Genomic DNA, 25,313 nt, shown 5'->3' on the forward strand with positions numbered 1-25,313 from the left:
GCCCCGGAAAACTCAGCGCGGCGGCTTTTGGTCGTCCCACACGCCCGGCTCCAACTGCGACTTCAGCTCCGGATAACGGGTGGCGTCGAAGGTTGGCAGCTTGCCCAGGCGGCGTTGGCGATGGTAGTCGTCGGCCAGTTTCAGCGCCACCCGCGACAGCAGCAGGATCGCCGTCAGGTTGGTGATCGCCATCAGGGCCATGGAGGTATCTGCCATTTTCCACACCAGCGGCAGCTCCGCCAGCGCGCCGAACATCACCATGCCCAGCGCCACGCAGCGGAAAATCAGCAGGCCGCCCGGGTGGTTGTGCTCGAGGAACACCAGGTTGCTCTCGGCATAGGCATAGTTGGCGATGATCGAGGTGAAGGCGAAGAAGAAGATGGCGATGGCGACGAACGGTGCCCCCCAACTGCCGACGGCGGTTGACAGCGCGCGCTGGGTCAGATCGATGCCGCTGATGCTGTCGGTCGGCTGATCGAGTATGCCGGAAGAGAGGATGATCGCCGCGGTGGCGCTGCAGATGACGATGGTATCGATAAACACCCCGAGCATTTGCACATAGCCTTGCGAAGCCGGATGCGGCGGATAAGGCGAGGCGGACGCCGCCGCGTTGGGCGCCGAGCCCATGCCGGCTTCGTTGGAGAACAGGCCACGCTGCACGCCCTGAGTCATCGCCTGGGAAATACCGTAACCGACGGCGCCGGCCGCGGCTTCCTGCAGGCCGAAGGCGCTTTTGAAGATCAGCGCCAGGATCGCCGGCATGTGTTCGATGTTATGGCCAATCACCCAGAGAGCCAACAGCAGGTAGGCGCCGGCCATCAGCGGCACCACCAGTTCGGCCACTTTGGCGATGGAACGGATGCCGCCGAAGATCACCACGCCGCTCAGCAACACCAGGCCGATGCCGACGTGCAGCGGCTGCAAATGGAAGGCGACGGCGGAGGCCTGGGCGATGGAGTTGGCCTGCACGGCGTTGAATACCAGGCCGAACGCGATGATCAGGAAGATGGAGAACAGCACGCCCATCCAGCGCATGCCGAGGCCCTTTTCCATGTAATAGGCCGGGCCACCGCGGTAGTTGCCGTTATCGTCTTTGGTTTTGTAGAGCTGAGCCAGCGAGCTTTCCACAAAGGAGGTGGCCATGCCGATAAACGCCACCACCCACATCCAGAAGATGGCGCCGGGGCCGCCGGCGGTGAGGGCAATGGCGACGCCGGTCAGGTTACCGGTGCCGACGCGCGCCGCCAGCGTGGTACAGAGCGCCTGAAAAGAGGAGATGCCGGCGCTGTCGCTTTTATTGCTGTTTTTCAACACCGAGAACATGTGGCTGAAGTGGCGAAGCTGGATAAAGCGGGTACGCAACGTGAAGTAGATGCCGGTGCCGAGCAACAGATAAATCAGCACTGACCCCCACAAAATGTTGTTTATAAAATTCATCAGGTCCGTCAAGGGATCCCTCCTCTTATCGAAATGTCATGCGCACCTGGCAGCATCCACCGCAGGTGAAAAACATTGGCCTATTTTTTACAAGAGCTTAGCTGGAATCGGTCCGGCGTCAGTCGATTAAGATTTTTCGCAGATTAGCGGACGAATTGCATCAATTTTTTCGAATTTAACATAATTTATTCGGACGATAGCACGTTATTGCCTTTCCATCCGCTCGGTTATGGCGAAAGATATCGGCGTAAACGGTTGCTCGCCCAAGGATAAAACAGATGCTTGCGCGCCGCGGTTTTCCAGCCTTGCGCCGGGCTTGGCGCATGTTATTATCAGGGCAGGGCATGGTTGAACAATGCCAAAAGTTCATGCACAAACGATGAGATAATGCCAACATGACCGACAAATTAACTTCCCTGCGCCAGCTGACTACAGTGGTTGCAGATACGGGTGATATCGCGGCAATGAAGCTGTATCAACCGCAGGACGCCACAACCAACCCTTCGCTGATCCTCAATGCAGCCCAAATTCCTGAATACCGCAAACTGATTGACGAAGCCATCGCCTGGGCGCGCGGCCAGAGCAGCGATCGCGAGCAGCAGATCGCCGACGCCGCCGACAAGCTGGCAGTCAACATCGGTCTGGAGATCCTCAAACTGGTTCCGGGCCGCATCTCCACCGAGGTTGACGCGCGTCTGTCTTACGACACCGTTGCCAGCGTGGCCAAGGCCAAGCGCCTGATCAAGCTGTACAACGAAGCCGGCATCAGCAACGATCGCATTCTGATCAAACTGGCCTCGACCTGGCAGGGCATCCGCGCGGCGGAGCAGCTGGAGAAAGAAGGCATCAACTGTAACCTGACGCTGCTGTTCTCCTTCGCTCAGGCTCGCGCCTGTGCCGAAGCCGGCGTTTACCTGATCTCGCCGTTCGTTGGCCGTATCCTCGACTGGTACAAAGCCAACGGCGACAAGAAAGAGTTCGCCCCGCACGAAGATCCGGGCGTGATCTCCGTGACCGAAATTTACCAGTACTACAAACAGCACGGTTACAACACCGTGGTGATGGGCGCCAGCTTCCGTAACGTCGGCGAAATCATCGAACTGGCCGGCTGCGACCGCCTGACCATCGCGCCTGCGCTGCTGAAAGAGCTGGCGGAGAGCGAAGGCGCGCTGGAGCGCAAACTGTCTTACACCGGTGAAGTGAAGGCGCGTCCTGCCGCACTGACCGAACCTGAGTTCTACTGGCAGCACAACCAGGATCCGATGGCGGTTGAGAAACTGACCGACGGCATCCGCAAGTTCGCCGTAGACCAGGGTAAACTGGAAAAAATGATCGCCGACCTGCTGTAATTCCTGCAGATCGCGCAGTAAAAAGGTGGCTCAGGCCACCTTTTTTTATGCCCGACGCTCCCGCCGGCGGGGGAAGCCCTTATACTCTCGGCAATGACAACAGAACGGGAGACGAACCCGTTCGGACCCCATCAGGCTGTAGAGGTTACGCATGGATATTTTACGTATTGGTTTGGTTTCCGTTTCTGACCGCGCTTCCGGCGGCGTTTACCAGGATAAAGGCATTCCGGCGCTGGAGGAGTGGCTGGCCGGCGCGCTGGCGACGCCGTTCAAACTGGAAACCCGGCTGATCCCCGATGAGCAGACGCAAATTGAACAAACGCTGTGTGAGCTGGTGGACGAAATGGGCTGCCATCTGGTGCTGACCACCGGCGGCACCGGGCCGGCGCGTCGCGACGTCACCCCCGACGCCACGCTGGCGATCGCCGATCGCGTGATGCCCGGCTTCGGCGAGCAAATGCGTCAGATCAGCCTACACTATGTGCCAACGGCAATTCTTTCTCGCCAGGTGGGAGCGATCCGCAAGCAGGCGCTGATCATCAACTTGCCCGGCCAACCGAAGTCGATCAAGGAAACGCTGGAAGGGGTAAAGGATGAGCAGGGCAATGCGGTGGTGCACGGCATCTTCGCCAGCGTGCCTTATTGCATTCAACTGCTCGACGGGCCTTACGTCGAAACGCACGCCGCGGTGGTAGCAGCATTTCGGCCAAAGAGCGCGCGTCGCGAGATAAACCTCTAAATTTCAGCGTTCTGCGAGATCGGCTTCAGTCCGTCTGGTGTGAAAATAATTTGCCGTTATAGTAAGGATTCTTTTACAGAAAGCCTGCGGCTTTTATTTTTACAGCCTTTACCGACGGTGCCCTATGCCTCACGACAATAATCGCCGGCTGAACCGGCAAGACTACAAAACGCTGACGTTGGCCGCGTTGGGCGGCGCGCTGGAGTTTTACGACTTCATCATCTTCGTGTTCTTCGCCGCCGTGGTCGGCGATCTGTTCTTCCCGGCGGACATGCCGGAGTGGCTGCGGCTGGTGCAAACCTTCGGCATCTTCGCCGCCGGCTATCTTGCCCGCCCGCTGGGCGGCATCGTGATGGCGCACTTCGGCGATCTGGTCGGCCGCAAAAAGATGTTTACCCTGAGCATTCTGCTGATGGCGTTGCCGACGCTGGCGATGGGTCTGCTGCCGACCTACGCCAGCATCGGCATCGCCGCGCCGCTGCTGCTGCTGTTGATGCGCGTGCTGCAAGGCGCGGCGATCGGCGGTGAGGTGCCGGGCGCCTGGGTCTTCGTCGCCGAACACGTGCCGCGCCGGCGCATCGGCTTCGCCTGCGGCACGCTGACCGCCGGGTTGACGGTAGGCATCTTGCTGGGTTCGGTGGTGGCGACGGTGATCAACACCATGCTCAGCCCGCAGAGCATCGCCGGCGGCGGCTGGCGTATTCCTTTCCTGTTGGGTGGCATGTTCGGCTTGGTGGCGATGTACCTGCGCCGCTGGCTGCAGGAAACGCCAATCTTTATCGAGATGCAGGCGCGTAAAGCGCTGGCCGAAGAGCTGCCGCTGAAATCGGTGGTGCTCAATCACAAACGGGAAGTGGTGGTGTCGATGCTGCTGACCTGGCTGCTCTCTGCGGGTATCGTGGTGGTGATCCTGATGACCCCAACCTATCTGCAAAAACAGTTCGCCATTGCGCCGGCTTTGACGCTGCAGGCCAACAGTATCGCCACCATCATGCTGATCGCCGGCTGCATTGTCGCCGGTTTGTCGGCCGATCGCTTCGGCGCCAGCAAAACGCTGGTGGTCGGCAGTGTGCTGCTGGCCGGCTGCAGCTGGCTGTTCTATCAAACGGTGGGCGTGCGCCCGGAAATGTTGTTCGCCTGCTATGCGCTGGTGGGCTTCAGCGTAGGCGTGGTGGGGGCCGTGCCGTATGTGATGGTGCGGGCCTTCCCGGCGGAAGTGCGGTTTACCGGCATCTCGTTCTCATATAACGTCTCGTACGCTATTTTTGGCGGTTTAACCCCTATTTTTGTGACGCTGATCATGAAATTGACCCCGTTAGCGCCCGCTTACTATGTGCTGGCGCTGTCGCTCATCGGGCTGCTGCTCGGCGTCTACCTGCATCGCGACCTGAACAGCGAAGCCGGCGAGCGGCGAGCCGGTTCCTACAGCTAAAAAAAAGCCCTGCACTGCAGGGCTTTTTCGTCAGGGGAGGGCGATTACACCGTGACCGGCGAGGCCGCGACGCGGGCCGGGGCCGGTTCGCCAATCGGCAGCACGGTGCGGTCGTATTGCTCGTTGAGCACTTCGGCCATCGCCAGGTAAATGGCGCTGGCGCCGCAGATGATGCCCTCATAACCGGCGAAGGTCAGCAGTGCGTGGTTGCCGGTGATATTGCCGACGGCCAGCAAGGCGAACAGCAGCGTGAGGCTGGCGAACACGAACTGCAGCACGCGGTTGGCGGCCAGGGTGCCGAAGAACATGAACAGGGTGAAGACGCCCCACAGCGCCAGGTAGATGCCCAGCACGTGCGCCTCGGTGGCTTCAGCCAGGCCCAGACGCGGCAGCAGCAGCAGGCCGACCAGGCTCAGCCAGAAGCTGCCGTAGGCGGTGAATGCGGTCATGCCGAAGGTGTTGCCCTTCTTGTACTCCAGCAGGCCGGCCAGGATCTGGGCCAGGCCACCGAAGAAAATCCCCATGCTGATGATGGCGGAGTTCAGTGGGAAAAAGCCCGCGTTGTGCAGGTTCAGCAAGACGGTGGTCATCCCGAAGCCCATCAGGCCGAGAGGGCCGGGATTCGCCAACTTGTTGGTGTGCATAAGTCCTCTGCGATAACAGAAAATTAACGGAAACAGCGAAGTAAAATCATAAATGGTCTGAATGGCCAAAAAATCGAAGTTTTCCATCAGAGCGCGCGCATCATAATGATCCCCGCAGCCGGAAACAATGATCTGAATGACGATAAAAAAAGAAATTTTTTTTGCCTTGCCCCTTGATGCCGAGCTGGATGGCCCCATCTTATTTGCAACCGCAGCTGCTAACCGCGGGTCGCACTGAGATATCGGGCAGTTGAAAAGCAAAAAATCGCCCGCATATAGGTTAGCAACCTGACTGATTATGAATTTTTTAGTGGAGACGTTTAGATGGGCAAAATTATTGGTATCGACCTGGGTACTACCAACTCTTGCGTAGCAATTATGGATGGTGCCAAGGCACGCGTGCTGGAAAACGCCGAGGGCGACCGCACCACTCCTTCTATTATCGCATATACCCAGGACGGTGAAACTCTGGTTGGCCAGCCGGCTAAGCGTCAGGCAGTGACCAACCCTGAAAACACCCTGTTCGCCATCAAGCGCCTGATCGGTCGCCGCTTCCAGGATGAAGAAGCGCAGCGCGACAAAGCGATCATGCCGTACAAAATCGTCGAAGCCGACAATGGCGACGCCTGGCTGGAAGTGAAAGGCCAGAAAATGGCTCCGCCGCAGATCTCTGCGGAAGTGCTGAAAAAAATGAAGAAAACGGCGGAAGATTACCTGGGCGAACCGGTAACTGAAGCGGTTATCACCGTGCCGGCTTACTTCAACGACGCCCAGCGTCAGGCGACCAAAGACGCCGGCCGCATCGCGGGTCTGGAAGTCAAACGTATCATCAACGAACCGACCGCTGCGGCCCTGGCCTACGGCCTGGACAAAGAAGTCGGCAACCGCACCATCGCGGTTTATGACCTGGGCGGCGGTACTTTCGATATCTCTATCATCGAAATCGACGACGTTGACGGCGAAAAAACCTTTGAAGTGCTGGCGACCAACGGTGACACCCACCTGGGTGGCGAAGACTTCGACAGCCGTCTGATCAACTACCTGGTGGAAGAGTTCAAGAAAGATCAGGGTATCGATCTGCGCAACGATCCGCTGGCGATGCAGCGCCTGAAAGAAGCCGCTGAGAAAGCGAAGATTGAACTGTCTTCCGCTCAGCAGACCGACGTTAACCTGCCGTACATCACTGCAGACGCGACCGGTCCAAAACACATGAACATCAAAGTGACTCGCGCCAAACTCGAGTCTCTGGTTGAAGATCTGGTTGCGCGTTCTATCGAGCCGCTGAAAGTGGCGCTGAAAGACGCAGGCCTGTCGGTTTCCGACATCCAGGACGTGATCCTGGTGGGCGGCCAGACCCGTATGCCAATGGTGCAGAAGAAAGTCGCAGACTTCTTCGGCAAAGAACCGCGTAAAGACGTGAACCCGGACGAAGCGGTTGCCGTAGGCGCTGCGGTACAGGGCGGCGTGTTGGCCGGTGATGTGAAGGACGTTCTGCTGCTGGACGTGACCCCGCTGTCGCTGGGTATCGAAACCATGGGCAGCGTGATGACGCCGCTGATCACCAAAAACACCACGATCCCGACCAAGCACAGCCAGGTGTTCTCTACTGCGGAAGACAACCAGTCTGCAGTAACCATCCACGTGCTGCAGGGTGAGCGTAAGCGCGCCAGCGATAACAAATCTCTGGGCCAGTTCAACCTGGACGGCATCCAGGCGGCACCGCGCGGCATGGCGCAGATCGAAGTGACCTTCGATATCGATGCCGACGGCATCCTGCACGTGTCTGCCAAAGACAAGAACACCGGTCGTGAGCAGAAGATCACCATCAAGGCATCTTCTGGCCTGAACGAAGACGAAATCCAGAAAATGGTGCGCGATGCCGAGCTGAACGCTGAAGCTGACCGCAAGTTCGAAGAGCTGGTACAGACGCGTAACCAGGCGGATCACCTGATCCACGGTACTCGCAAGCAGCTGGAAGAAGCGGGTGACAAACTGCCGGCGGAAGATAAAACGGCGATCGAAGCGGCGCTGAAAGATCTGGAAGCGGCGGTGAAAGGCGAAGATAAAGCCGAGATCGAAGCGAAGACTCAGGCGCTGGTGCAGGTTTCCGGCAAGCTGCTGGAAATGGCTCAGGCGCAGCAGGCTCAGCAGGGTGCTGACGCCGGCGCGGACAACGCGGCGCAGAAAGACGACGACGTGGTTGACGCTGAGTTCGAAGAAGTTAAAGACAAAAAATAATCGCCCTTAAGCGGGCACGGGGCGGCCGAGATGCCGCTACCGGAAACCAGCACGGGCGTCGAGGCAACTCTGCGCCCGTGCACGCATGTTAAGGGTAAGCGAAAGAATGGCGAAGAAAGACTATTACGAGATTCTCGGCGTCAGCAAGACGGCGGATGAACGTGAGATCAAAAAGGCGTATAAACGCCTGGCGATGAAATACCATCCTGACCGCAACCAGGAACAAGACGCCGAAACCAAGTTTAAAGAAGTTAAAGAAGCTTACGAAGTCCTGACCGACGACCAGAAACGCGCGGCCTACGACCAGTATGGCCACGCGGCCTTTGAACAGGGCGGCATGGGCGGCGGCGGCTTTGGCGGCGGTGCCGACTTCAGCGATATCTTTGGCGACGTGTTTGGCGATATCTTCGGCGGAGGCCGCCGTCAGCGCGCCAGCCGCGGTTCTGATCTGCGCTATAACATGGAGCTGACCCTCGAGGAAGCGGTACGTGGCGTCACCAAAGAGATCCGCATCCCGACGCTGGAAGAGTGCGACGTCTGCCACGGCAGCGGCGCCAAGCCGGGCAGTTCACCGGTCACCTGCCCAACCTGTCACGGTCAAGGCCAGGTGCAAATGCGTCAGGGCTTCTTCACCGTGCAGCAGGCGTGTCCACACTGCCATGGCCGCGGCCAGATCATCAAAGATCCGTGCAACAAGTGCCACGGCCACGGCCGGGTTGAGAAATCCAAAACGCTGTCGGTGAAAATTCCGGCCGGCGTCGATACTGGCGACCGCATCCGCCTGGCGGGTGAAGGCGAAGCCGGCGAGCACGGCGCACCGGCGGGCGATCTGTACGTTCAGGTGCAGGTGAAGGCGCACCCGATCTTCGAGCGTGAAGGCAACAACCTGTACTGTGAAGTGCCGATCAACTTCGCCATGGCGGCGCTGGGCGGCGAGATTGAAGTGCCGACGCTGGATGGCCGGGTGAAACTGAAGGTGCCTTCGGAGACCCAAACCGGCAAGCTGTTCCGCATGCGCGGCAAGGGTGTGAAATCGGTGCGTGGCGGCAGCCAGGGCGACCTGCTGTGCCGCGTAGTGGTGGAAACACCGGTCAATCTGAACGACAAGCAGAAGCAACTGCTGCGTGAGCTGGAAGAGAGCCTGGGCGGCCCATCCGGCGACAAGAACAGCCCGCGCTCGAAGAGCTTCTTCGACGGGGTGAAAAAGTTCTTTGACGATCTGACTCGCTAACCTTCTGTTTCTGTTGGTTTATGTTAGAACCCCGGGCATTTGCCCGGGGTTTTTATTTGCGTGCTACAACGCTCATTCCCTAAGAATAATGTGATTTACTCGTGCTTCTGATCGGTTTTTTCGAGTTATTTAGCATTTATAAACTTATTTTTTCGAACTAAAACGCCCTCTATACTCACTTCATGACTGTGGTTCGCAGGGCGCTACGTCCTGCACAGATTTGGAGAGACGTACTGTGACCAACATCATTCGTCAATTTTTACGTCAGGAAGCCGCGGGCGGCATCATTCTGATCGCGGCGGCGATCGTCGCCCTGATCATGGCCAACAGCCCGGCGCAGGGGATCTATCAGGCATTTCTTAACCTGCCGGTGATGGTGAAAATTGCTTCGCTGGAGATCGCCAAGCCGCTGCTGCTGTGGATCAACGACGGCCTGATGGCCATCTTCTTCCTGGTGGTGGGGCTCGAGGTCAAGCGCGAGCTGATGCAAGGCTCGCTGTCCGGGCGTGACAAGGCGGTGTTTCCGGCGATCGCCGCACTGGGCGGCATGCTGGCGCCGGCGCTGATTTACCTGCTTTTCAACGGCGCGGATGAAGTCACTCGCCAGGGTTGGGCAATCCCGGCGGCGACCGATATCGCCTTCGCGCTGGGCGTAATGGCGCTGCTGGGCAACCGCGTGCCGACTAGCCTGAAAGTATTCCTGCTGGCGTTGGCGATCATCGATGACCTGGGCGTGATTATCATCATCGCGCTGTTCTACACCCACGAAGTGTCGATGGTGGCGCTGGGCGTGGCAGCGGCGGCGACGGTGCTGCTGGCGGTGATGAACTGGCGTGGCGTGGGAAAAACCTCGCTGTATATGATGGTTGGCCTGGTGTTGTGGGTGGCGATCCTCAAGTCCGGGGTGCACGCGACGTTGGCCGGGGTGATCGTCGGCTTTATGATCCCGCTGAACGTCAAGAAGGGGCCATCGCCATCGGAAACGCTGGAGCATGAGCTGCACCCGTGGGTCGCGTTTATGATCCTGCCGCTGTTCGCTTTCGCTAACGCCGGGGTCTCTTTGCAGGGCGTATCGCTGGAAGGATTGACGTCGCTGCTGCCGGTCGGGATTGCGGCTGGCTTGTTTATCGGTAAGCCGCTGGGGATTTTCCTCTTCAGCCTGCTGGCGGTGAAAATGGGCATCGCCCGTTTGCCTGAAGGCATCGGCTTCAAACAGGTATTTGCCGTTTCGGTGCTTTGCGGTATTGGTTTCACCATGTCGATTTTTATCGCCTCGCTGGCGTTCGGCGAGGCGGATATGGCGCTCAGCACCTATTCCCGTCTGGGGATCCTGTTGGGCTCGACGGCTGCGGCGGTGGTAGGGTATGGATTGCTGCGTCTGGCGTTGCCGCGCGTACGTTAATCCTGAATGTGCCCGGTAAGGGCACATAATAAAATGGCTGGTCGGAGCTGTACGGTATAAAATATGTGCAGCTTCGGCCGTTCTTCGTTGGGACTAATGGGGCTATACGTTGTCTGAAGCAGGGAAAGGAAGTTTGTCGCTCGTCACGGCACACCGTTTGCCGCTGCGAAACGTTGTTAAGGAGAGCCGCTCGTGAGGATGTCGCATATCAACTTTAATCACCTTTACTATTTCTGGCAGGTCTGCAAGGCCGGTTCCGTGGTCGGCGCCGCTGAAGCGTTGTTTCTGACGCCGCAGACCATCACCGGCCAGATCAAGGCGCTGGAAGAGCGGTTGGACGGCAAGCTGTTCAAACGCCAGGGGCGCGGGTTGGTGCCTTCGGAGCTGGGGCAGTTGGTGTTCCGCTATGCTGACAAGATGTTTATGCTCAGCCAGGAAATGCTGGATATCGTCAACTATCGCAAAGAGTCGAATCTGCTGTTCGACGTCGGCGTGGCGGACGCGCTGTCGAAGCGCCTGGTCAGCCAGGTGTTGGAAACGGCGGTGGTGGTGGACAACGAACAGATCCACCTGCGTTGTTTTGAATCGACGCACGAGATGCTGCTGGAGCAGCTCAGCCAGCACAAGCTGGATATGATCCTGTCGGATTGCCCGGTGGACTCCAGCCAGCAGGAAGGGCTGTTCTCGCTGAAGCTGGGCGAGTGCGGCATCAGCTTCTTCTGTCGTCAGCCGGCGCCGGAGTTGCCGTTCCCGGCCTGCCTGGAGCAGCGCAAGTTGCTGATCCCCGGCCGCCGTTCGATGCTGGGGCGCAAACTGCTCAACTGGTTCAATACGCAGGGCATCCAGGTGGAGATTCTGGGCGAGTTCGACGATGCGGCGCTGATGAAGGCTTTCGGCATGTACCACAACGCGATCTTCGTGGCGCCGACGCTGTATGCGCAGGATACCTACAACGATGATAACGTGGTGGAGATTGGACGTATAGACAGCGTGCAGGAGGAGTATTACATCATCTTCGCCGAGCGCATGATCCAGCATCCGGCGGTGCAGCGCGTCTGCAACAAAGACTTCTCGGCGCTGTTTTCCTGCTAGCGGTTCACTGAACGCAGGGCGTAAAAAAACCGGCCTGAGCCGGTTTTTTTATCAAGCAGATAACGAAATGCTTACTGCATTGCGTTGATGCGTGCAGTCAGGTTTGACTTATGACGCGCTGCTTTGTTTTTGTGGATCAGGCCTTTAGCTGCCTGACGGTCCACCAGTGGCTGCATTACCAGGAATGCATTTTGTGCTGCTTCTTTGTCGCCAGCTGCGATAGCTGCGTCTACCTTCTTGATGAAGGTACGCACCATTGAGCGACGGCTTGCGTTATGCTTGCGGCGTTTCTCAGACTGTACGGCGCGTTTCTTAGCTGATTTGATATTAGCCAAGGTCCAACTCCCAAATATATTCTATTGAGGACAATTCAAAGGCCGAGGAATATGCCCTTTTAGCCTTCGTTTGTCAATGGATTTGTGCAAATAAGCGCCGTTTGTACAGGCGGCACTCGCTACGTTGTGATGGCGCAGGATTTTACCAGCTTCGCTCTTGGGAATACAGTGTTTCGCGAGAAAATTCGCCAATGTTTTGCCGCGGCGGACGCAAGCCGTTGGCCGCGGTCGAGAATCGGCCCGGTGGCGCCGGATAAACTGCGGCGAAGCCGTTTCACGCGCAGATTATCTCCGGTATGGTATGTCTATTACATAAAGGCACCAATCGCGGGTTAACCTTACCGGCTGTACAAGGTATAATCCGCCGATTTCCACTGTTTTGAGCCAGCTATGGAGCTAATTCGCGGCATTCACAATATCCGGGCGCGCCACCATGGTTGCGTGCTCACCATCGGCAACTTTGACGGCGTACACCGCGGTCATCAGGCGCTGCTGGAGCAGTTGAAGCAACAAGGGCAACGCCTCGGGCTGCCGGTGATGGTCATGATCTTTGAGCCGCAGCCGCTGGAGATGTTCGCCGCAGACAAGGCGCCGGCCCGTTTGACGCGCCTGCGCGACAAGGCCAACTATCTGGCGCAGGCGGGCGTTGATTACCTGCTGTGCGTCAAGTTCGATCCGCGTTTCGCCGCCAACACCGCGCAGGCGTTCGTCGCCGAGCTGCTGGTGGAAAAACTGGGCGTCAAATTCCTGATGGTGGGGGATGATTTTCGCTTTGGCGCCGGGCGTCAGGGCGATTTTCCGCTATTGCAGCAGGCCGGAAAAGAGTACGGCTTCGATGTGGTCAGTACCCCGACCTTCCGCGAAGGCGAGCGGCGCATCAGCAGCACCGCGATCCGCACCGCGCTGAGCGAGGACGATCTGCCGCTGGCAGAGACCCTGCTGGGCCACCCGTACAGCATCTCCGGGCGCGTGGTGCACGGCGATGAGCTGGGCCGCACCATCGGCTTCCCGACCGCCAACCTGCCGCTCAAGCGCCTGGTGGCGCCGGTGAAAGGGGTGTATGCGGTGGAGGTGTACGGCCTGGGGCCGCAGTCGCTGCCGGGCGTGGCCAACATCGGCACGCGTCCGACCGTCGCCGGCGTGCGCCAGCAGCTGGAAGTGCATCTGCTGGATGTCACAATGGATCTTTACGGGCGCCATATTGAGGTGGTGCTCCGCGCAAAATTGCGCAATGAACAACGGTTTGCTTCGCTCGATGCCCTGAAGCAGCAAATCGCCAATGATGTGGTGACGGCCCGGAAGTTCTTCGGGCTACAGACACCGGTTTAATCTCTATAGCCGAAAACGGAACCGAGAATCTAATGAGTGACTACAAGAATACCCTGAACTTGCCGGAAACAGGGTTCCCGATGCGCGGCGATCTCGCCAAGCGCGAACCTGGCATGCTGCAACGTTGGTATGAACAGGATCTGTACGGGATTATTCGTACTGCCAAAAAGGGCAAAAAAACCTTCATTTTGCATGACGGCCCTCCGTATGCGAACGGCAGCATTCACATTGGTCACTCGGTTAACAAGATTCTCAAAGACATTATCATCAAGTCGAAAGGGATGGCCGGCTTCGACTCGCCTTATGTGCCGGGTTGGGATTGCCACGGCCTGCCGATCGAACTGAAGGTGGAACAGCTGTACGGCAAACCGGGCGAGAAGCTGACGGCGGCCGAGTTCCGCCAGAAGTGCCGCGAGTACGCGGCCGAGCAGGTTGAAGGTCAGAAGAAGGACTTCATCCGCCTGGGCGTGCTGGGCGACTGGGATCGTCCCTACCTGACCATGGATTTCAAAACCGAAGCCAACATTATCCGCGCGCTGGGCAAGATCATCAGCAACGGCCACCTGCTGAAAGGCGCCAAGCCGGTTCACTGGTGCACCGACTGCGGCTCATCGCTGGCGGAAGCGGAAGTGGAGTACTACGACAAGACTTCGCCGTCTATCGACGTGACCTTCCACGCGGCCGACGCGGCTGCCGTGGCGGCCAAGTTTGGCGTGAGCCACTTCAACGGCGCCATCTCGCTGGTTATCTGGACCACCACCCCGTGGACCCTGCCAGCCAACCGCGCGATCTCGCTGCATCCGGACTTCACCTATCAACTGGTGCAGGTTGACGGCCAGTGCCTGATCCTGGCGGCCGAACTGGTGGAAAGCGTGATGAAACGCGCCGGCATCACCGAGTGGACGGTGCTGGGCAGCTGCAAAGGCGCCGATCTGGAGCTGCTGCGCTTCAAACACCCGTTCATGGACTTCGACGTGCCGGCGATCCTCGGCGAGCACGTGACGCTGGACGCCGGTACCGGTGCGGTGCACACCGCGCCAGGCCACGGCCCGGACGACTTCGTGATCGGCCAGAAATACGGCCTGGAAGTGGCCAACCCGGTAGGGCCGAACGGCTGCTACCTGACCGGCACCTACCCGCTACTGGACGGCAAGTTTGTTTTCAAGGCTAACGATCTGATCGTCGATCTGCTGCGTGACAAAGGCGCGTTGCTGCACGTCGAGAAGTTCCTGCACAGCTATCCGTGCTGTTGGCGCCACAAGACGCCAATCATCTTCCGCGCCACGCCGCAATGGTTCATCAGCATGGATCAGAAAGGCCTGCGTCAGCAGTCGCTGGAAGAGATCAAGGGCGTGCAGTGGATCCCGGATTGGGGCCAGGCGCGCATCGAAATGATGGTCGCCAACCGCCCGGACTGGTGCATCTCGCGTCAGCGCACCTGGGGCGTACCGATGTCGCTGTTCGTGCACAAAGAGACCGAGCAACTGCACCCACGCACCGTTGAGCTGATGGAAGAAGTGGCCAAGCGCGTCGCGCAAGACGGCATTCAGGCCTGGTGGGATCTGGACGCGGCCGACATCCTCGGCGCGGAAGCCGCCGACTACGTGAAAGTGCCGGATACGCTGGACGTGTGGTTCGATTCCGGTTCTACCCACGCCTCTGTTGTCGATGTGCGCCCTGAATTCAACGGCCACGGCGCCGACATGTATCTGGAAGGCTCCGACCAACACCGCGGCTGGTTCATGTCATCGCTGATGATCTCCACCGCGATGAAGGGCAAGGCGCCTTACAAGGAAGTGCTGACTCACGGCTTCACCGTCGACGGCCAGGGCCGCAAGATGTCCAAGTCGATCGGCAACACCGTCAGCCCGCAGGACGTGATGAACAAGCTCGGCGGCGACATTCTGCGTCTGTGGGTGGCGTCGACCGATTACACCGGCGAGATCGCGGTATCCGACGAGATCCTCAAGCGTTCCGCCGACTCTTACCGCCGCATCCGCAACACCGCGCGCTTCCTGCTGGCCAACCTGAACGGGTTCGAGCCGAGCACCGACTGCGTGGCGCCTGAAGACATGGTGGTGCTGGATCGCTGGGCGGTCGGCCGCGCGCTGGCGGCGCAGCAGGATATCGAACAGGCTTACGCCAACTACGATTTCCATGAAGTGGTGCAGCGTCTGATGCAGTTCTGTTCGGTCGAGATGGGCTCCTTCTACCTGGATATCATCAAGGATCGCCAGTACACCGCCAAGAGCGACAGCGTCGCCCGCCGCAGCTGCCAGACCGCGCTGTATCACATCGTGGAAGCGCTGGTGCGCTGGATGGCGCCGATCATGTCGTTCACCGCAGACGAGATCTGGGGCTTCATGCCGGGCAAACGCGCGCAGTACGTGTTCACCGAAGAGTGGTACGACGGCCTGTTCGGGCTGGCGGAAGGCGAGCCGATGAACGACGCTTTCTGGGCTGAGCTGCTGAAAGTGCGCGGCGAAGTGAACAAGGTGCTGGAGCAGGCGCGTGCCGACAAACGCCTCGGCGGTTCGCTGGAAGCGGCGGTGACGCTGTATGCCGACAGCGAGCTAGCGGCTCGCCTGAACAGCCTGCAGGATGAGCTGCGCTTCGTGCTGCTGACCTCTGCGGCAAGCGTTGCGCCATTGGCGGATGCGCCGGCCGACGTGCAGGCCTCCGAGCTGTTGAAAGGGCTGAAGATCGCCTTCAGCACGGCGCCAGGTGAGAAGTGCCCGCGCTGCTGGCATTACACCACCGATATCGGTCTGGTGGCGGAGCACGCAGACATCTGCGGCCGCTGTGTGAGCAACGTCGCCGGTGACGGCGAGAAGCGTAACTTTGCCTGAGAACTCGCGCCTGATGAGTAAACCAATTTGTTCGACCGGCCTGCGTTGGCTGTGGGTTGTAGTGGCGGTGCTGGCGCTGGATTTCGGCAGCAAGCAGTGGATCCTCGCTAACTTTACGCTGGGCCAGTCCCAGCCGTTGATCCCGTCGTTCAACCTGTTTTACGCGCGCAACTACGGCGCTGCGTTCAGCTTCCTGGCCGATCACGGCGGTTGGCAGCGCTGGTTCTTCGCCGGCATCGCCATCGCCATCGTCGCGGTGCTGCTGGTGATGATGTACCGCAGCGCGGCGCAGCAGAAGCTGAACAACATTGCCTACGCCTTCATCATCGGTGGGGCGTTGGGCAACCTGTTCGATCGCCTGTGGCACGGTTTTGTGGTCGATTTCATCGACTTCTACGTCGGTGACTGGCACTACCCGACCTTCAATCTGGCGGACAGCTTTATCTGCGTGGGTGCGGCGATGATCGTGCTGGAAGGTTTCCTGTCGCCGGCGAACAAAGGCGCAAAGAGTAAAGGTGAGTAACATGACGGCTCAGATTATCAGTGACAGCGCGGTGCTGGTTCACTTTACGCTGAAACTGGAAGACGGTTCGACCGCCGAATCTACCCGCAGCAGCGGCAAACCTGCGCTGTTCCGTCTGGGTGACGGCAGCCTGTCGGCGCCGCTGGAAGCGCAGCTGCTCGGCCTGCGAGCGGGCGACAAGTGTGCCTTTACCCTGCAGCCGGAAGCGGCGTTCGGCGCGGAGAACCCGGATCTGGTCCAGTTCTTCTCGCGCCGCGACTTCGCGGAAACCGGCGTGCCGGACGTGGGCACCATCATGCTGTTTACCGCCATCGACGGCAGCGAAATGCCGGGCGTGGTGCGCGCGGTGGCGGAGGATTCAATCACCGTCGATTTCAACCATCCGCTGGCGGGCCATCCGGTGACCTTTGACATTGAAGTGCTGGAGATCGATCCGCAGCAGGAGGAGACGCATGCAAATATTGCTGGCTAACCCGCGTGGCTTCTGCGCCGGGGTTGATCGTGCGATCAGCATCGTGGAACGTGCGCTGGAGCTGTATGGCGCGCCGATCTACGTACGGCATGAAGTGGTGCACAACCGCTACGTGGTTGACAGCCTGCGTGAGCGGGGCGCCGTGTTTATCGAAGAGATCGCCGAAGTGCCGGACGGTTCTATCCTGATCTTCTCGGCGCACGGCGTGTCTCAGGCGGTACGCGCCGAAGCCAAGGCGCGCGATCTGACCATGTTGTTCGACGCCACTTGCCCATTGGTGACCAAGGTGCATATGGAAGTGGCGCGCGCCAGCCGCCGCGGCACCGAAGCGATTCTGATTGGCCATGCCGGTCATCCGGAGGTGGAAGGCACCATGGGCCAGTACAGCAACCCGAAGGGCGGCATGTACCTGGTCGAATCGCCGGAAGACGTGTGGAAGCTGCAGGTGAAAGACGAAAGCAATCTGTGCTTCATGACGCAGACCACGCTGTCGGTTGATGATACCTCGGACGTGATTGACGCGCTGCGTCAGCGCTTCCCGAGTATTATCGGTCCGCGTAAGGATGACATTTGCTACGCCACCACCAACCGTCAGGAAGCGGTGCGTAACCTGGCCGGCGATGCGGATGTGGTGCTGGTGGTGGGGTCAAAGAACTCTTCCAACTCTAACCGTCTGGCTGAACTGGCGCAGCGCGTGGGCAAACCGGCTTATCTGATCGATTCGGCGGCGGATATTCAGGAGAGCTGGCTGAGCGAAGCGCGCAATATCGGCGTTACCGCCGGCGCCTCGGCACCGGACGTGCTGGTGCAGGAGGTGATCTCTCGCCTGAAAGCGCTGGGCGGCCTGGACGTGCATGAAATCAGCGGGCGTGAAGAGAACATCGTGTTTGAAGTGCCTAAAGAGCTGCGGGTGGACGTTCGTCAGATTGACTGACATGCGCCGGCGGATGACAGCGGGGAGCTTAGGCTTCCCGTTTTTTTTGGAATCGTGCCGCGTTAAAAATAACATGCCATGCATATTCAAATTTTCTGCTAACTAAAGTCAAATTTATTCTGAGTATTTGAAATAACGTCGGTGTAATTAATTATATAGGCTGGCGAAAAGTCATTAATCAGAATATCATTAGGCTGCAATCTAAATGAGGCCCGGTGTTGGCAAAGTGATTACAATAATTACAATAATGGACGTTGCAGATGTTTCTTATTTTATTCCTGTCGAATATGTTCTACGGCCGTTAATCCCTTCTCCTGCAAATAGAGTTTCATATGTTCCAGCAACCGTCTGACTTTTAATGGCTGGATCTCCCTGCGCGGCATAATGGCATAGCAATTAATTTCCGGTAACCGCCAATCAGGCAATATTTCAATCAGCTCACCGCTGCGCAATTCACGTTCAACGTTGGCGAAGAAATTGCGAATGATCCCCTTGCCGGTCAGCGCCAACTCTTTCATCGCCATACCGCTGTTGGTGAACAAACGCCCCGTCATACGCATGCGGTGTTCGCCGCCGTCGCGATGGATAAGACGGACAAACTGCGGGTTGCCGAGCGGTGTAAAGGTGACCCAGTGGTGATGGCTCAGCGCCTGCGGTGAATCCGGCACGCCGTGGTGTGCCAGGTAGGCCGGTGAGGCGCATAACACTTCACGGCAGCGCGCCAGCCGCGTGGAAACGTAGCTGGAGTCGGCCAGCACACCGCCACGTATCGCCAGATCGATGCGTTGCGTGATGAGGTCTATCTTCTCATCGTGGATTTCCAGTCGCAGCGTAAGCTGCGGGTGTTCATCGAGGAAGCTTTGCAGCGCCGGCACCAGATAGTGGGTGGCGAATTCAGTGGAGGTGGCGACACGCAGTTCGCCGACCAGCTCGCCGCGCAGCGCGGCGATCCGTTGTTGGCCACGTTCGGCTGCGTGGATCATCAGCAGGCAATCTTCATAAAAACACAATCCTGCTTCGGTCAGACTCAATGAACGCGTCGATCGCAACAGTAATTGAATGCCCAGATGTTCCTCCAGCTGGCGAATATGTTGGCTGACGGCGGAGGTCGTCATGCCCAATTCTTTTGCCGCCATGCTGAATGCGCCGCAATCGACCACTTTTGAGAAAATGGCCATGCGTTTTAAAATATTGCTCATAGTTTGTTAAGCACAACTTAACCAAGATTGTGAATTATACGGGCTAATAATATAGCACCATCTCTTCTATATTGCCTGAAGCATATAAACGCCGGGCTGATTATTATTTTGCAGAGATTTTTTCTCTTTTTGATAAATCTTATTGCGCTTATCAATAATACACCCGCGCCACATCGCAACAGGAGCTCATTGTGGACAGCGCTCAGAAAGAAGAAATATCGTTAAAGATCCTACGTGAATTATTGCAATACCGCCGCCGTTTCCCCGGCGACGACACCTCGATCGCCGAAGAAGAACGGCGGGTCACTCAGGTGCAATTGCCGCGCATTCGGGCATTCATCGAAAACGAGCAACGTATCGAATTCGTGCTACCGGCCTTCCCGACCAAGTCGCCCAACACCAACAAGGTGATCGGTGCGGTGCCGGACATGGCGGAGCGGCTGTCGTTGATCTTCCTCAACTCGCTGTGCCAGCGCATTCAGCTCTATTACCCGCCGGGGGCGCATATCGTTATCTGCTCCGACGGTCACGTGTTCGGCGATCTGATCCGCGTCAGCGACGACGCGATCAACCACTATCAGCGCGAGATTGAAAGCCTGCTGCATGAAGTGGGCGCGACATACCTGAGCGTGTTCAACCTCGGCGATGTCAAAGGCCTGGCGGAGCATACCGATGATTATGATCTGCTGCGCCGATTGTTGGTGGAGGGCTATGCCGAATCGGAAGAGGCGATCAAACAGCAACTGATGCAGGACGAACAGGGCCTCTTGCTGTACCGCGCCATCACGCGCTTCCTGTATGAAGACAGCCAACTGCCGGGCTACAGCGGTTCCAACGCCGCGCTGCAGAAAGACGCCAAACAGCGCGCTTGCGGCGTGATCCAGCGCAGCTGGGCCTGGGGCAATCTGCTGGCGCAGCACTTCCCGGCGGCGATCCGTCTGTCGATTCACCCGCAGCCGGTCGACAGTCTGAAAATGGGTATCCACATGATGCCGACCAAAGACGACTGGCTGACGCCGTGGCACGGCGTGGCAGCCAACGTGAACGGCCAGTTCGTGCTGATGAAACGTAAAGACGCGCAGAGCCTGGACGGCGAGCTGGTAGAGATCCGCGGCACGCCGAGCCATTACCTGATCGAACAACCGCAGATGGCCTGAGGCCGCTGCATGCTTTTGCGCCCGAAATCCTGACGGGCGCGTTTTTGACGGCACGTTGCCGTGTGAGCAGCACATTCGATGCAAGGAGAATACTGATGAACAACCAACCGCTTAATTGCCATATCCAACCGAATACCCCGTTCGGCGCGATCCTGACGCCGCAGCATCCGGGGCAAAAGATCGGCGAGCTACCGGTGGCGGCGCTGCGAGCGCTGGCGCAGGAGCACCACTTGCTGGTGCTGCGCGGATTCGACTCCGGTTTCAGCGATGGGGAGGTTCTGACGCGCTACGCCGAGCAGTGGGGCGAGATCATGATGTGGCCGTTCGGCGCGGTGCTGGACGTGAAGGAACATCCTGACGCCAAGGATCATATTTTCGACAGCAGCTACGTCCCGCTGCATTGGGATGGCATGTATAAGCCGACCATCCCCGAGTTCCAGCTGTTCCACTGCGTGGCGGCGCCGTCGCAGGACGAAGGCGGGTGCACTACCTTCGTCGATACCACGCGGTTGCTGGCCAATGCGGACGAAACGTTGCTGGATCAGTGGCTGTCGGTGTCGATCACCTACCGCATCAAGCAGGTGGTGCATTACGGCGGAGAAGTCTGTTCGCCGTTGGTGGTGCAGCACCCGAACGGCAGGGGCTTGATCATGCGCTACAATGAACCGCCGACGGAGGGGAAAAAATTCCTCAACCAGCATGCGCTGGAATATCACGGCGTGCCGGAACAACAGCAGGAACAGTTCCATCACACTCTGCAGCAGCACCTGTACGATCCGCGTCACTATTATGCCCATCAGTGGCAACAGGGCGACGTGGTGGTGGCGGACAATTTCTCGCTGCTGCACGGCCGTGAGGGCTTTACCGCCCGTTCCGCGCGTCATTTGCAGCGCGTGCATATTCAGAGCAACCCGGTGTGCGCCAATCTGGCGCTGAAGCCGGCAAACGCAGAAGCGTAAAGGAGCATTATGGCAAGGATACTGATGGCGGCGGTCGCCACTCCGGGGCACGTCTACCCGATGTTGGCCATCGCTCGCCACCTGATTGCCCAAGGGCATCAGGTGCGGGTGATGACCGGCGCGCTGTTCCGCGAACGCGCCGAAGCGGCTGGGGCGAGCTTCGTGCCGTTCGACGCGCAGGTGGATTTCGACTATCGCCACCTGGAGGAGCATTTCCCCGAGCGCGCCGCGCTGCCGCCGGGCAATGCGCAGATGGCGCTGGCGCTGAAAGATTTCTTCGCCGCGCCGATCCCGCTGTTGGATCGTCAGCTGCGTGCGGCCATCGCCGCCGAAAAGACCGATCTGCTGATGGTGGAGAACTGCTTCTACGGCGTGCTGCCGCTGCTGCAGTCCGCCGAACGGCCGCCGGTCTTCGGGATCGGCGTCACGCCGCTGTCGTATTCTTCGCGCGACGCCATTTTCTATGGCCCGCGCATCCCGCCGGCGCTGCTGCCGCGGGCGCTGACCCGCGAGCAATTGGTGGATGAAGCGACGCGGGTGTTGCTTGATGAGGTGCAGCAAAGCTTTGATGCCGCGCTGGTGCAAGCGGGCGGGCGGCCGCTGAATCGCCCGTTTACCGATGCGCTGATCGGCGGCTGCGAGCGTTTCCTGCAGTTGGCCACCACGGCGCTGGAATATGAGCGCGACGACCTGCCGAGCGGTGTGCGCTTCGTCGGGCCGCTGCGCAGCGGTGGTCAACCGGCCGCGGAAGAGGCGCTGTGGGAGGAGGACGATCGTCGGCCGCTGGTGATCGTGTCTCAGGGCACGCTGGCCAATGTCGATCTGCATCAGCTGATCGTGCCGACGCTGCAGGCGCTGGCGCATCTGCCGGTGCGGGTGTTGGCCACCACCGGCGGGCGAGCGACCGAAGGGCTGATGGACGCGTTGCCGGACAACGCCCGAGTGCGGGCGTTCATCTCCTTCGAACACTGGTTACCGCAGGCGGCGTTGCTGATCACCAACGGCGGTTACGGCTCGATCAACTATGCGCTGGACAGCGGCGTGCCGCTGATTGTCGCCGGCACCGGCGAGGACAAGCTGGAGGCGGCCGCGCGCGTGGTGGCCGCCGGCTGCGGCATCAGTCTGCACACCAGCACGCCGAGCGCAGAACAGATCCTGGCGGCGGCGTCGCGTATTCTGCAGCAGCCGATCTATCGGCAACGCGCAGCGCTGGTGCGTGAGGACTATGCCCGCCACGATGCGCTCACGGCGATCGCCAACGAAGTGGCCGCCATTACCGCCTGACCTCGCAGTGTTCCTTTCCCCAGGCGCCGTTTTCGGCGCCTTTTTTCTGCATTTTCTTGCCATGGAAACTGCATGATTATGTACAATCGTCGCAGGCCGCCAAATCGGTTGAATGTTAATCTCACGACAGCGCCGCTGATGAAAGCGGGGGAATATCATAATTTTCTAATTATGAAATGAATCCTCTGGCGACGCTGAAGTGGGACGGTTACCCTGAATCGATAGCCTAATGGGATAGGCGTCAAAACAAGAAGAGAGCAAGCATGAGTGATTCACAAATCCGCATTGCGATTGCGGGCGCCGGCGGCCGGATGGGCCGTCAGTTGATCCAGGCGGTGCAGCAGGCGGAAGGCGTGGTGTTGGGAGCGGCGCTGTCGCGCCCGGGTTCAAGCCTGATCGGCGTCGACGCCGGCGAGCTGGCGGGCATCGGCGCGCTGGGCGTCAAGGTGAGCGACAGTCTGGATAACGTGGCGAGCGAGTTCGACATTCTGATCGACTTCACCTGCCCTGAAAGCACCCTGGGCTACCTGGAATTTTGCGTGGCGCACCATAAGGCGATGGTGATTGGTACCACCGGCTTTGATGACGCCGGCAAGCAGGCGATCCGCGATGCGGCGCAGCATATCGGCATCGTGTTCGCCGCCAACTTCAGCGTCGGCGTCAACCTGGTGCTGAAACTGCTTGAGAAGGCCGCGCAGGTGATGGGCGACTATACCGATATCGAAATCGTTGAGGCACACCATCGCCACAAAGTGGATGCGCCGTCGGGCACGGCGTTGGCCATGGGCGAAGCGATCGCCGGCGCGCTGGGGCGCGATCTGAAAAGCTGTGCGGTCTATGCGCGCGAAGGCCATACCGGCGAACGCGATCCGAAAAGCATCGGCTTTGCCACCATTCGCGCCGGCGACATCGTCGGCGAGCACACCGCGATGTTCGCCGACATCGGTGAACGGGTGGAAATCACCCATAAGGCCTCCAGCCGTATGACTTTTGCCAGCGGCGCGGTGCGCGCGGCTTCCTGGTTGCATAACCGGGATAAAGGCCTGTTTGATATGCGCGATGTGCTAAGTTTGGACCAGATATAACTAAATTGAATACCATCGTGATGTGGTTGTGTTGATCATAATGCTATGATAATAGGGCAATAATTTTATTGTCCTTTTTTTTAACATGATAAATATTATGTTTTGTTGACTTTGTCATTGAAGTGGTTGTTTTTGTGTGTTTATCCTGCTGATTACCTCCGTTTTTTCCGCTGACAGATTTTTTAGCGTCTTTTTCGTCCCATTCTGGCCGCGTTTTCCGTCATTCTTCCCCGCAACCGTTTCCTAGCCCCGGTTTTCTGTGTTTTTATCGCCGCTCACGCCGCATGAGCGCCGAGAACTGCAAAAATAAAACAAAAAATGGCAGTTTGGGTAGACAAGCCAGGCACTCATCATTAAAATGCGCCCAATTTGCCAAAAATTGGCCTCGCGGACGGTTTTTGCATTGATTTAGATCGCGATATCTGAATTAATATGCAAATATTGTGATTGATTATTCCTCGGAGGATGTTTTGATAAAGTCAGCGCTATTGGTTCTGGAAGACGGAACCCAATTCCACGGTCGGGCCATCGGGGCAGAGGGAACGGCAGTGGGGGAAGTGGTCTTCAATACGTCGATGACCGGTTATCAAGAAATCCTCACTGATCCTTCCTATTCCCGCCAGATCGTTACTCTTACTTATCCTCATATCGGCAATGTCGGCACCAATGCTTCCGACGAAGAATCCTCCGCAGTACACGCCCAAGGCCTCGTCATTCGTGACCTCCCGCTGATCGCCAGCAACTACCGCAGTGAAGAAAGCCTGTCCGACTACCTCAAGCGTCACAACATCGTGGCGATCGCCGATATCGATACCCGTAAATTGACCCGCCTGCTGCGCGAAAAAGGCGCCCAGAACGGCTGCATCGTCGCCGCCGATTCGCCGGACGCCGCGCTGGCCCTGGCCAAGGCGCAAGGCTTCCCGGGGTTGAAGGGCATGGATTTGGCGAAAGAGGTCACCACTCAAGAGGCCTACAGCTGGCAGCAAGGCAGCTGGACGCTTGAAGGCGATCTGCCGGAAGCCAAAACCGCCGCGGAACTGCCGTTCCACGTGGTGGCTTACGACTACGGCGCCAAACGCAACATCTTGCGCATGCTGGTGGATCGCGGCTGCCGCCTGACCGTGGTGCCGGCGCAGACCCCAGCCGACGAAGTGCTGAAAATGAATCCGGACGGCATCTTCCTGTCCAACGGCCCGGGCGACCCGGAGCCGTGCGACTACGCCATTGCCGCCATCAAACAGTTCCTGGAAACCGACATTCCGGTGTTCGGCATCTGCCTGGGCCATCAGCTGCTGGCGCTGGCCAGCGGGGCGAAAACCATGAAGATGAAGCTCGGCCACCACGGCGGCAACCACCCGGTGAAGGATCTGGACAACAACACCGTGATGATCACCGCGCAGAACCACGGCTTTGCGGTAGATGAAAACAACCTGCCGGCGAATCTGCGCGTGACGCACAAATCGCTGTTCGACCACACGGTGCAGGGCATTCACCGCACCGACAAGGCGGCGTTCAGCTTCCAGGGCCACCCGGAAGCCAGCCCAGGCCCGCACGACGCCGCGCCGCTGTTCGATCACTTTATCGAACTGATTGAGACTTACCGTTCTAACGCCAAATAATCAG

Annotated in this window: 21 protein-coding genes; 17 read left to right on the forward strand and 4 right to left on the reverse strand. The window is 58.8% G+C overall.

Annotation, left to right across the window (positions count from 1 at the left end; genetic code table 11):
- Positions 1-12: 12 nt before the first annotated feature.
- Complete coding sequence (locus N6G83_RS21525) at positions 13-1,449, reverse strand: alanine/glycine:cation symporter family protein (RefSeq protein WP_025301518.1); 1,437 nt, start codon at positions 1,447-1,449, stop codon at positions 13-15.
- Positions 1,450-1,832: 383 nt separating this feature from the next.
- Here N6G83_RS21525 and tal point away from each other — a divergent pair, with 383 nt between their 5' ends.
- The 3 genes from tal (at position 1,833) to N6G83_RS21540 (ending at position 4,957) form a co-directional block, all read left to right on the forward strand.
- On the forward strand, positions 1,833-2,786 hold the full coding sequence (gene tal / locus N6G83_RS21530; protein ID WP_004932982.1) for a transaldolase: 954 nt from the start codon (positions 1,833-1,835) through the stop codon (positions 2,784-2,786).
- Between the two features lie 151 nt (positions 2,787-2,937).
- Complete coding sequence (gene mog / locus N6G83_RS21535; protein WP_015376607.1) at positions 2,938-3,525, forward strand: molybdopterin adenylyltransferase; 588 nt, start codon at positions 2,938-2,940, stop codon at positions 3,523-3,525.
- A 124-nt stretch (positions 3,526-3,649) separates the two neighbouring features.
- Complete coding sequence (locus tag N6G83_RS21540) at positions 3,650-4,957, forward strand: MFS transporter (RefSeq protein WP_043136005.1); 1,308 nt, start codon at positions 3,650-3,652, stop codon at positions 4,955-4,957.
- A 44-nt stretch (positions 4,958-5,001) separates the two neighbouring features.
- On the opposite strand, the gene satP is transcribed toward N6G83_RS21540, so the two are convergent.
- Positions 5,002-5,601, reverse strand: a complete 600-nt coding sequence (gene satP, locus N6G83_RS21545) for an acetate uptake transporter (RefSeq protein WP_043136308.1) — start codon at positions 5,599-5,601, stop codon at positions 5,002-5,004.
- Positions 5,602-5,925: 324 nt separating this feature from the next.
- Here satP and dnaK point away from each other — a divergent pair, with 324 nt between their 5' ends.
- The 4 genes from dnaK to nhaR all read left to right on the forward strand — a co-directional run bounded on the left by dnaK (position 5,926) and on the right by nhaR (position 11,564).
- Positions 5,926-7,839 (forward strand): molecular chaperone DnaK, encoded by a 1,914-nt coding sequence (gene dnaK, locus N6G83_RS21550; RefSeq protein WP_004932972.1) that lies wholly within the window; start codon positions 5,926-5,928, stop codon positions 7,837-7,839.
- Between the two features lie 106 nt (positions 7,840-7,945).
- On the forward strand, positions 7,946-9,070 hold the full coding sequence (gene dnaJ, locus N6G83_RS21555) for a molecular chaperone DnaJ (RefSeq protein WP_004932969.1): 1,125 nt from the start codon (positions 7,946-7,948) through the stop codon (positions 9,068-9,070).
- A gap of 235 nt (positions 9,071-9,305) precedes the next feature.
- On the forward strand, positions 9,306-10,472 hold the full coding sequence (gene nhaA, locus N6G83_RS21560) for a Na+/H+ antiporter NhaA (protein ID WP_025301521.1): 1,167 nt from the start codon (positions 9,306-9,308) through the stop codon (positions 10,470-10,472).
- Positions 10,473-10,664: 192 nt separating this feature from the next.
- Positions 10,665-11,564 (forward strand): transcriptional activator NhaR, encoded by a 900-nt coding sequence (gene nhaR / locus N6G83_RS21565; RefSeq protein WP_004932962.1) that lies wholly within the window; start codon positions 10,665-10,667, stop codon positions 11,562-11,564.
- A 71-nt stretch (positions 11,565-11,635) separates the two neighbouring features.
- Here the strand turns inward: nhaR and rpsT are convergent, their stop codons facing one another.
- Positions 11,636-11,899: a 30S ribosomal protein S20 gene (gene rpsT / locus N6G83_RS21570; RefSeq protein ID WP_004932960.1), complete on the reverse strand. Its 264-nt coding sequence runs from the start codon at positions 11,897-11,899 to the stop codon at positions 11,636-11,638.
- A gap of 390 nt (positions 11,900-12,289) precedes the next feature.
- Here rpsT and ribF point away from each other — a divergent pair, with 390 nt between their 5' ends.
- From ribF to ispH, 5 genes are read left to right on the forward strand one after another with little or no spacing between them, the layout of a single operon-like run.
- Positions 12,290-13,228, forward strand: a complete 939-nt coding sequence (gene ribF / locus N6G83_RS21575; protein WP_260515870.1) for a bifunctional riboflavin kinase/FAD synthetase — start codon at positions 12,290-12,292, stop codon at positions 13,226-13,228.
- Positions 13,229-13,260: 32 nt separating this feature from the next.
- The gene (ileS, locus tag N6G83_RS21580) at positions 13,261-16,077 is read left to right on the forward strand and encodes an isoleucine--tRNA ligase (RefSeq protein WP_260515868.1); all 2,817 of its coding nucleotides are present in this window, start codon (positions 13,261-13,263) and stop codon (positions 16,075-16,077) included.
- A 13-nt stretch (positions 16,078-16,090) separates the two neighbouring features.
- Entirely contained in the window at positions 16,091-16,600 is a 510-nt protein-coding gene (gene lspA, locus N6G83_RS21585) for a signal peptidase II (RefSeq protein ID WP_025301524.1), read from the forward strand.
- 1 nt (position 16,601) lies between these two features.
- A complete protein-coding gene (gene fkpB, locus N6G83_RS21590; protein ID WP_038628869.1) occupies positions 16,602-17,072 on the forward strand; it encodes an FKBP-type peptidyl-prolyl cis-trans isomerase in 471 nt (156 codons plus the stop codon).
- The gene (gene ispH, locus N6G83_RS21595) at positions 17,053-18,006 is read left to right on the forward strand and encodes a 4-hydroxy-3-methylbut-2-enyl diphosphate reductase (protein ID WP_025301526.1); all 954 of its coding nucleotides are present in this window, start codon (positions 17,053-17,055) and stop codon (positions 18,004-18,006) included. Before fkpB ends, ispH begins: the two co-directional genes overlap by 20 nt.
- Positions 18,007-18,278: 272 nt before the next feature.
- Here the strand turns inward: ispH and N6G83_RS21600 are convergent, their stop codons facing one another.
- Positions 18,279-19,205, reverse strand: a complete 927-nt coding sequence (locus N6G83_RS21600; RefSeq protein WP_025301527.1) for a LysR family transcriptional regulator — start codon at positions 19,203-19,205, stop codon at positions 18,279-18,281.
- Between the two features lie 191 nt (positions 19,206-19,396).
- Here N6G83_RS21600 and pvcA point away from each other — a divergent pair, with 191 nt between their 5' ends.
- From pvcA to carA, 5 genes are all read left to right on the forward strand, one after another.
- On the forward strand, positions 19,397-20,362 hold the full coding sequence (pvcA, locus tag N6G83_RS21605; RefSeq protein ID WP_025301528.1) for an L-tyrosine isonitrile synthase: 966 nt from the start codon (positions 19,397-19,399) through the stop codon (positions 20,360-20,362).
- Between the two features lie 95 nt (positions 20,363-20,457).
- Complete coding sequence (locus N6G83_RS21610) at positions 20,458-21,321, forward strand: TauD/TfdA dioxygenase family protein (protein ID WP_025301529.1); 864 nt, start codon at positions 20,458-20,460, stop codon at positions 21,319-21,321.
- 24 nt (positions 21,322-21,345) lie between these two features.
- The gene (locus tag N6G83_RS21615) at positions 21,346-22,605 is read left to right on the forward strand and encodes a glycosyltransferase (RefSeq protein ID WP_049294815.1); all 1,260 of its coding nucleotides are present in this window, start codon (positions 21,346-21,348) and stop codon (positions 22,603-22,605) included.
- 263 nt (positions 22,606-22,868) lie between these two features.
- A complete protein-coding gene (gene dapB, locus N6G83_RS21620) occupies positions 22,869-23,690 on the forward strand; it encodes a 4-hydroxy-tetrahydrodipicolinate reductase (RefSeq protein WP_260515866.1) in 822 nt (273 codons plus the stop codon).
- A gap of 470 nt (positions 23,691-24,160) precedes the next feature.
- Positions 24,161-25,309, forward strand: a complete 1,149-nt coding sequence (gene carA / locus N6G83_RS21625; RefSeq protein ID WP_071826157.1) for a glutamine-hydrolyzing carbamoyl-phosphate synthase small subunit — start codon at positions 24,161-24,163, stop codon at positions 25,307-25,309.
- The last annotated feature ends 4 nt before the right edge of the window (positions 25,310-25,313 follow it).

The organism is Serratia sp. PL7, from assembly GCF_945957435.1.

Excerpts from the sequence above, each read along its gene's own strand:
- lspA (WP_025301524.1), top strand. The coding sequence starts at position 16,091 with ATGAGTAAACCAATTTGTTCGACCGGCCTGCGTTGGCTGTGGGTTGTA.
- N6G83_RS21610 (WP_025301529.1), top strand. The coding sequence starts at position 20,458 with ATGAACAACCAACCGCTTAATTGCCATATCCAACCGAATACCCCGTTC.
- dapB (WP_260515866.1), top strand. The coding sequence starts at position 22,869 with ATGAGTGATTCACAAATCCGCATTGCGATTGCGGGCGCCGGCGGCCGG.
- satP (WP_043136308.1), bottom strand. The coding sequence starts at position 5,601 with ATGCACACCAACAAGTTGGCGAATCCCGGCCCTCTCGGCCTGATGGGC.
- dnaJ (WP_004932969.1), top strand. The coding sequence starts at position 7,946 with ATGGCGAAGAAAGACTATTACGAGATTCTCGGCGTCAGCAAGACGGCG.
- N6G83_RS21600 (WP_025301527.1), bottom strand. The coding sequence starts at position 19,205 with ATGAGCAATATTTTAAAACGCATGGCCATTTTCTCAAAAGTGGTCGAT.
- dnaK (WP_004932972.1), top strand. The coding sequence starts at position 5,926 with ATGGGCAAAATTATTGGTATCGACCTGGGTACTACCAACTCTTGCGTA.
- ispH (WP_025301526.1), top strand. The coding sequence starts at position 17,053 with ATGCAAATATTGCTGGCTAACCCGCGTGGCTTCTGCGCCGGGGTTGAT.
- N6G83_RS21540 (WP_043136005.1), top strand. The coding sequence starts at position 3,650 with ATGCCTCACGACAATAATCGCCGGCTGAACCGGCAAGACTACAAAACG.
- N6G83_RS21615 (WP_049294815.1), top strand. The coding sequence starts at position 21,346 with ATGGCGGCGGTCGCCACTCCGGGGCACGTCTACCCGATGTTGGCCATC.
- fkpB (WP_038628869.1), top strand. The coding sequence starts at position 16,602 with ATGACGGCTCAGATTATCAGTGACAGCGCGGTGCTGGTTCACTTTACG.
- ileS (WP_260515868.1), top strand. The coding sequence starts at position 13,261 with ATGAGTGACTACAAGAATACCCTGAACTTGCCGGAAACAGGGTTCCCG.
- mog (WP_015376607.1), top strand. The coding sequence starts at position 2,938 with ATGGATATTTTACGTATTGGTTTGGTTTCCGTTTCTGACCGCGCTTCC.
- tal (WP_004932982.1), top strand. The coding sequence starts at position 1,833 with ATGACCGACAAATTAACTTCCCTGCGCCAGCTGACTACAGTGGTTGCA.
- ribF (WP_260515870.1), top strand. The coding sequence starts at position 12,290 with ATGGAGCTAATTCGCGGCATTCACAATATCCGGGCGCGCCACCATGGT.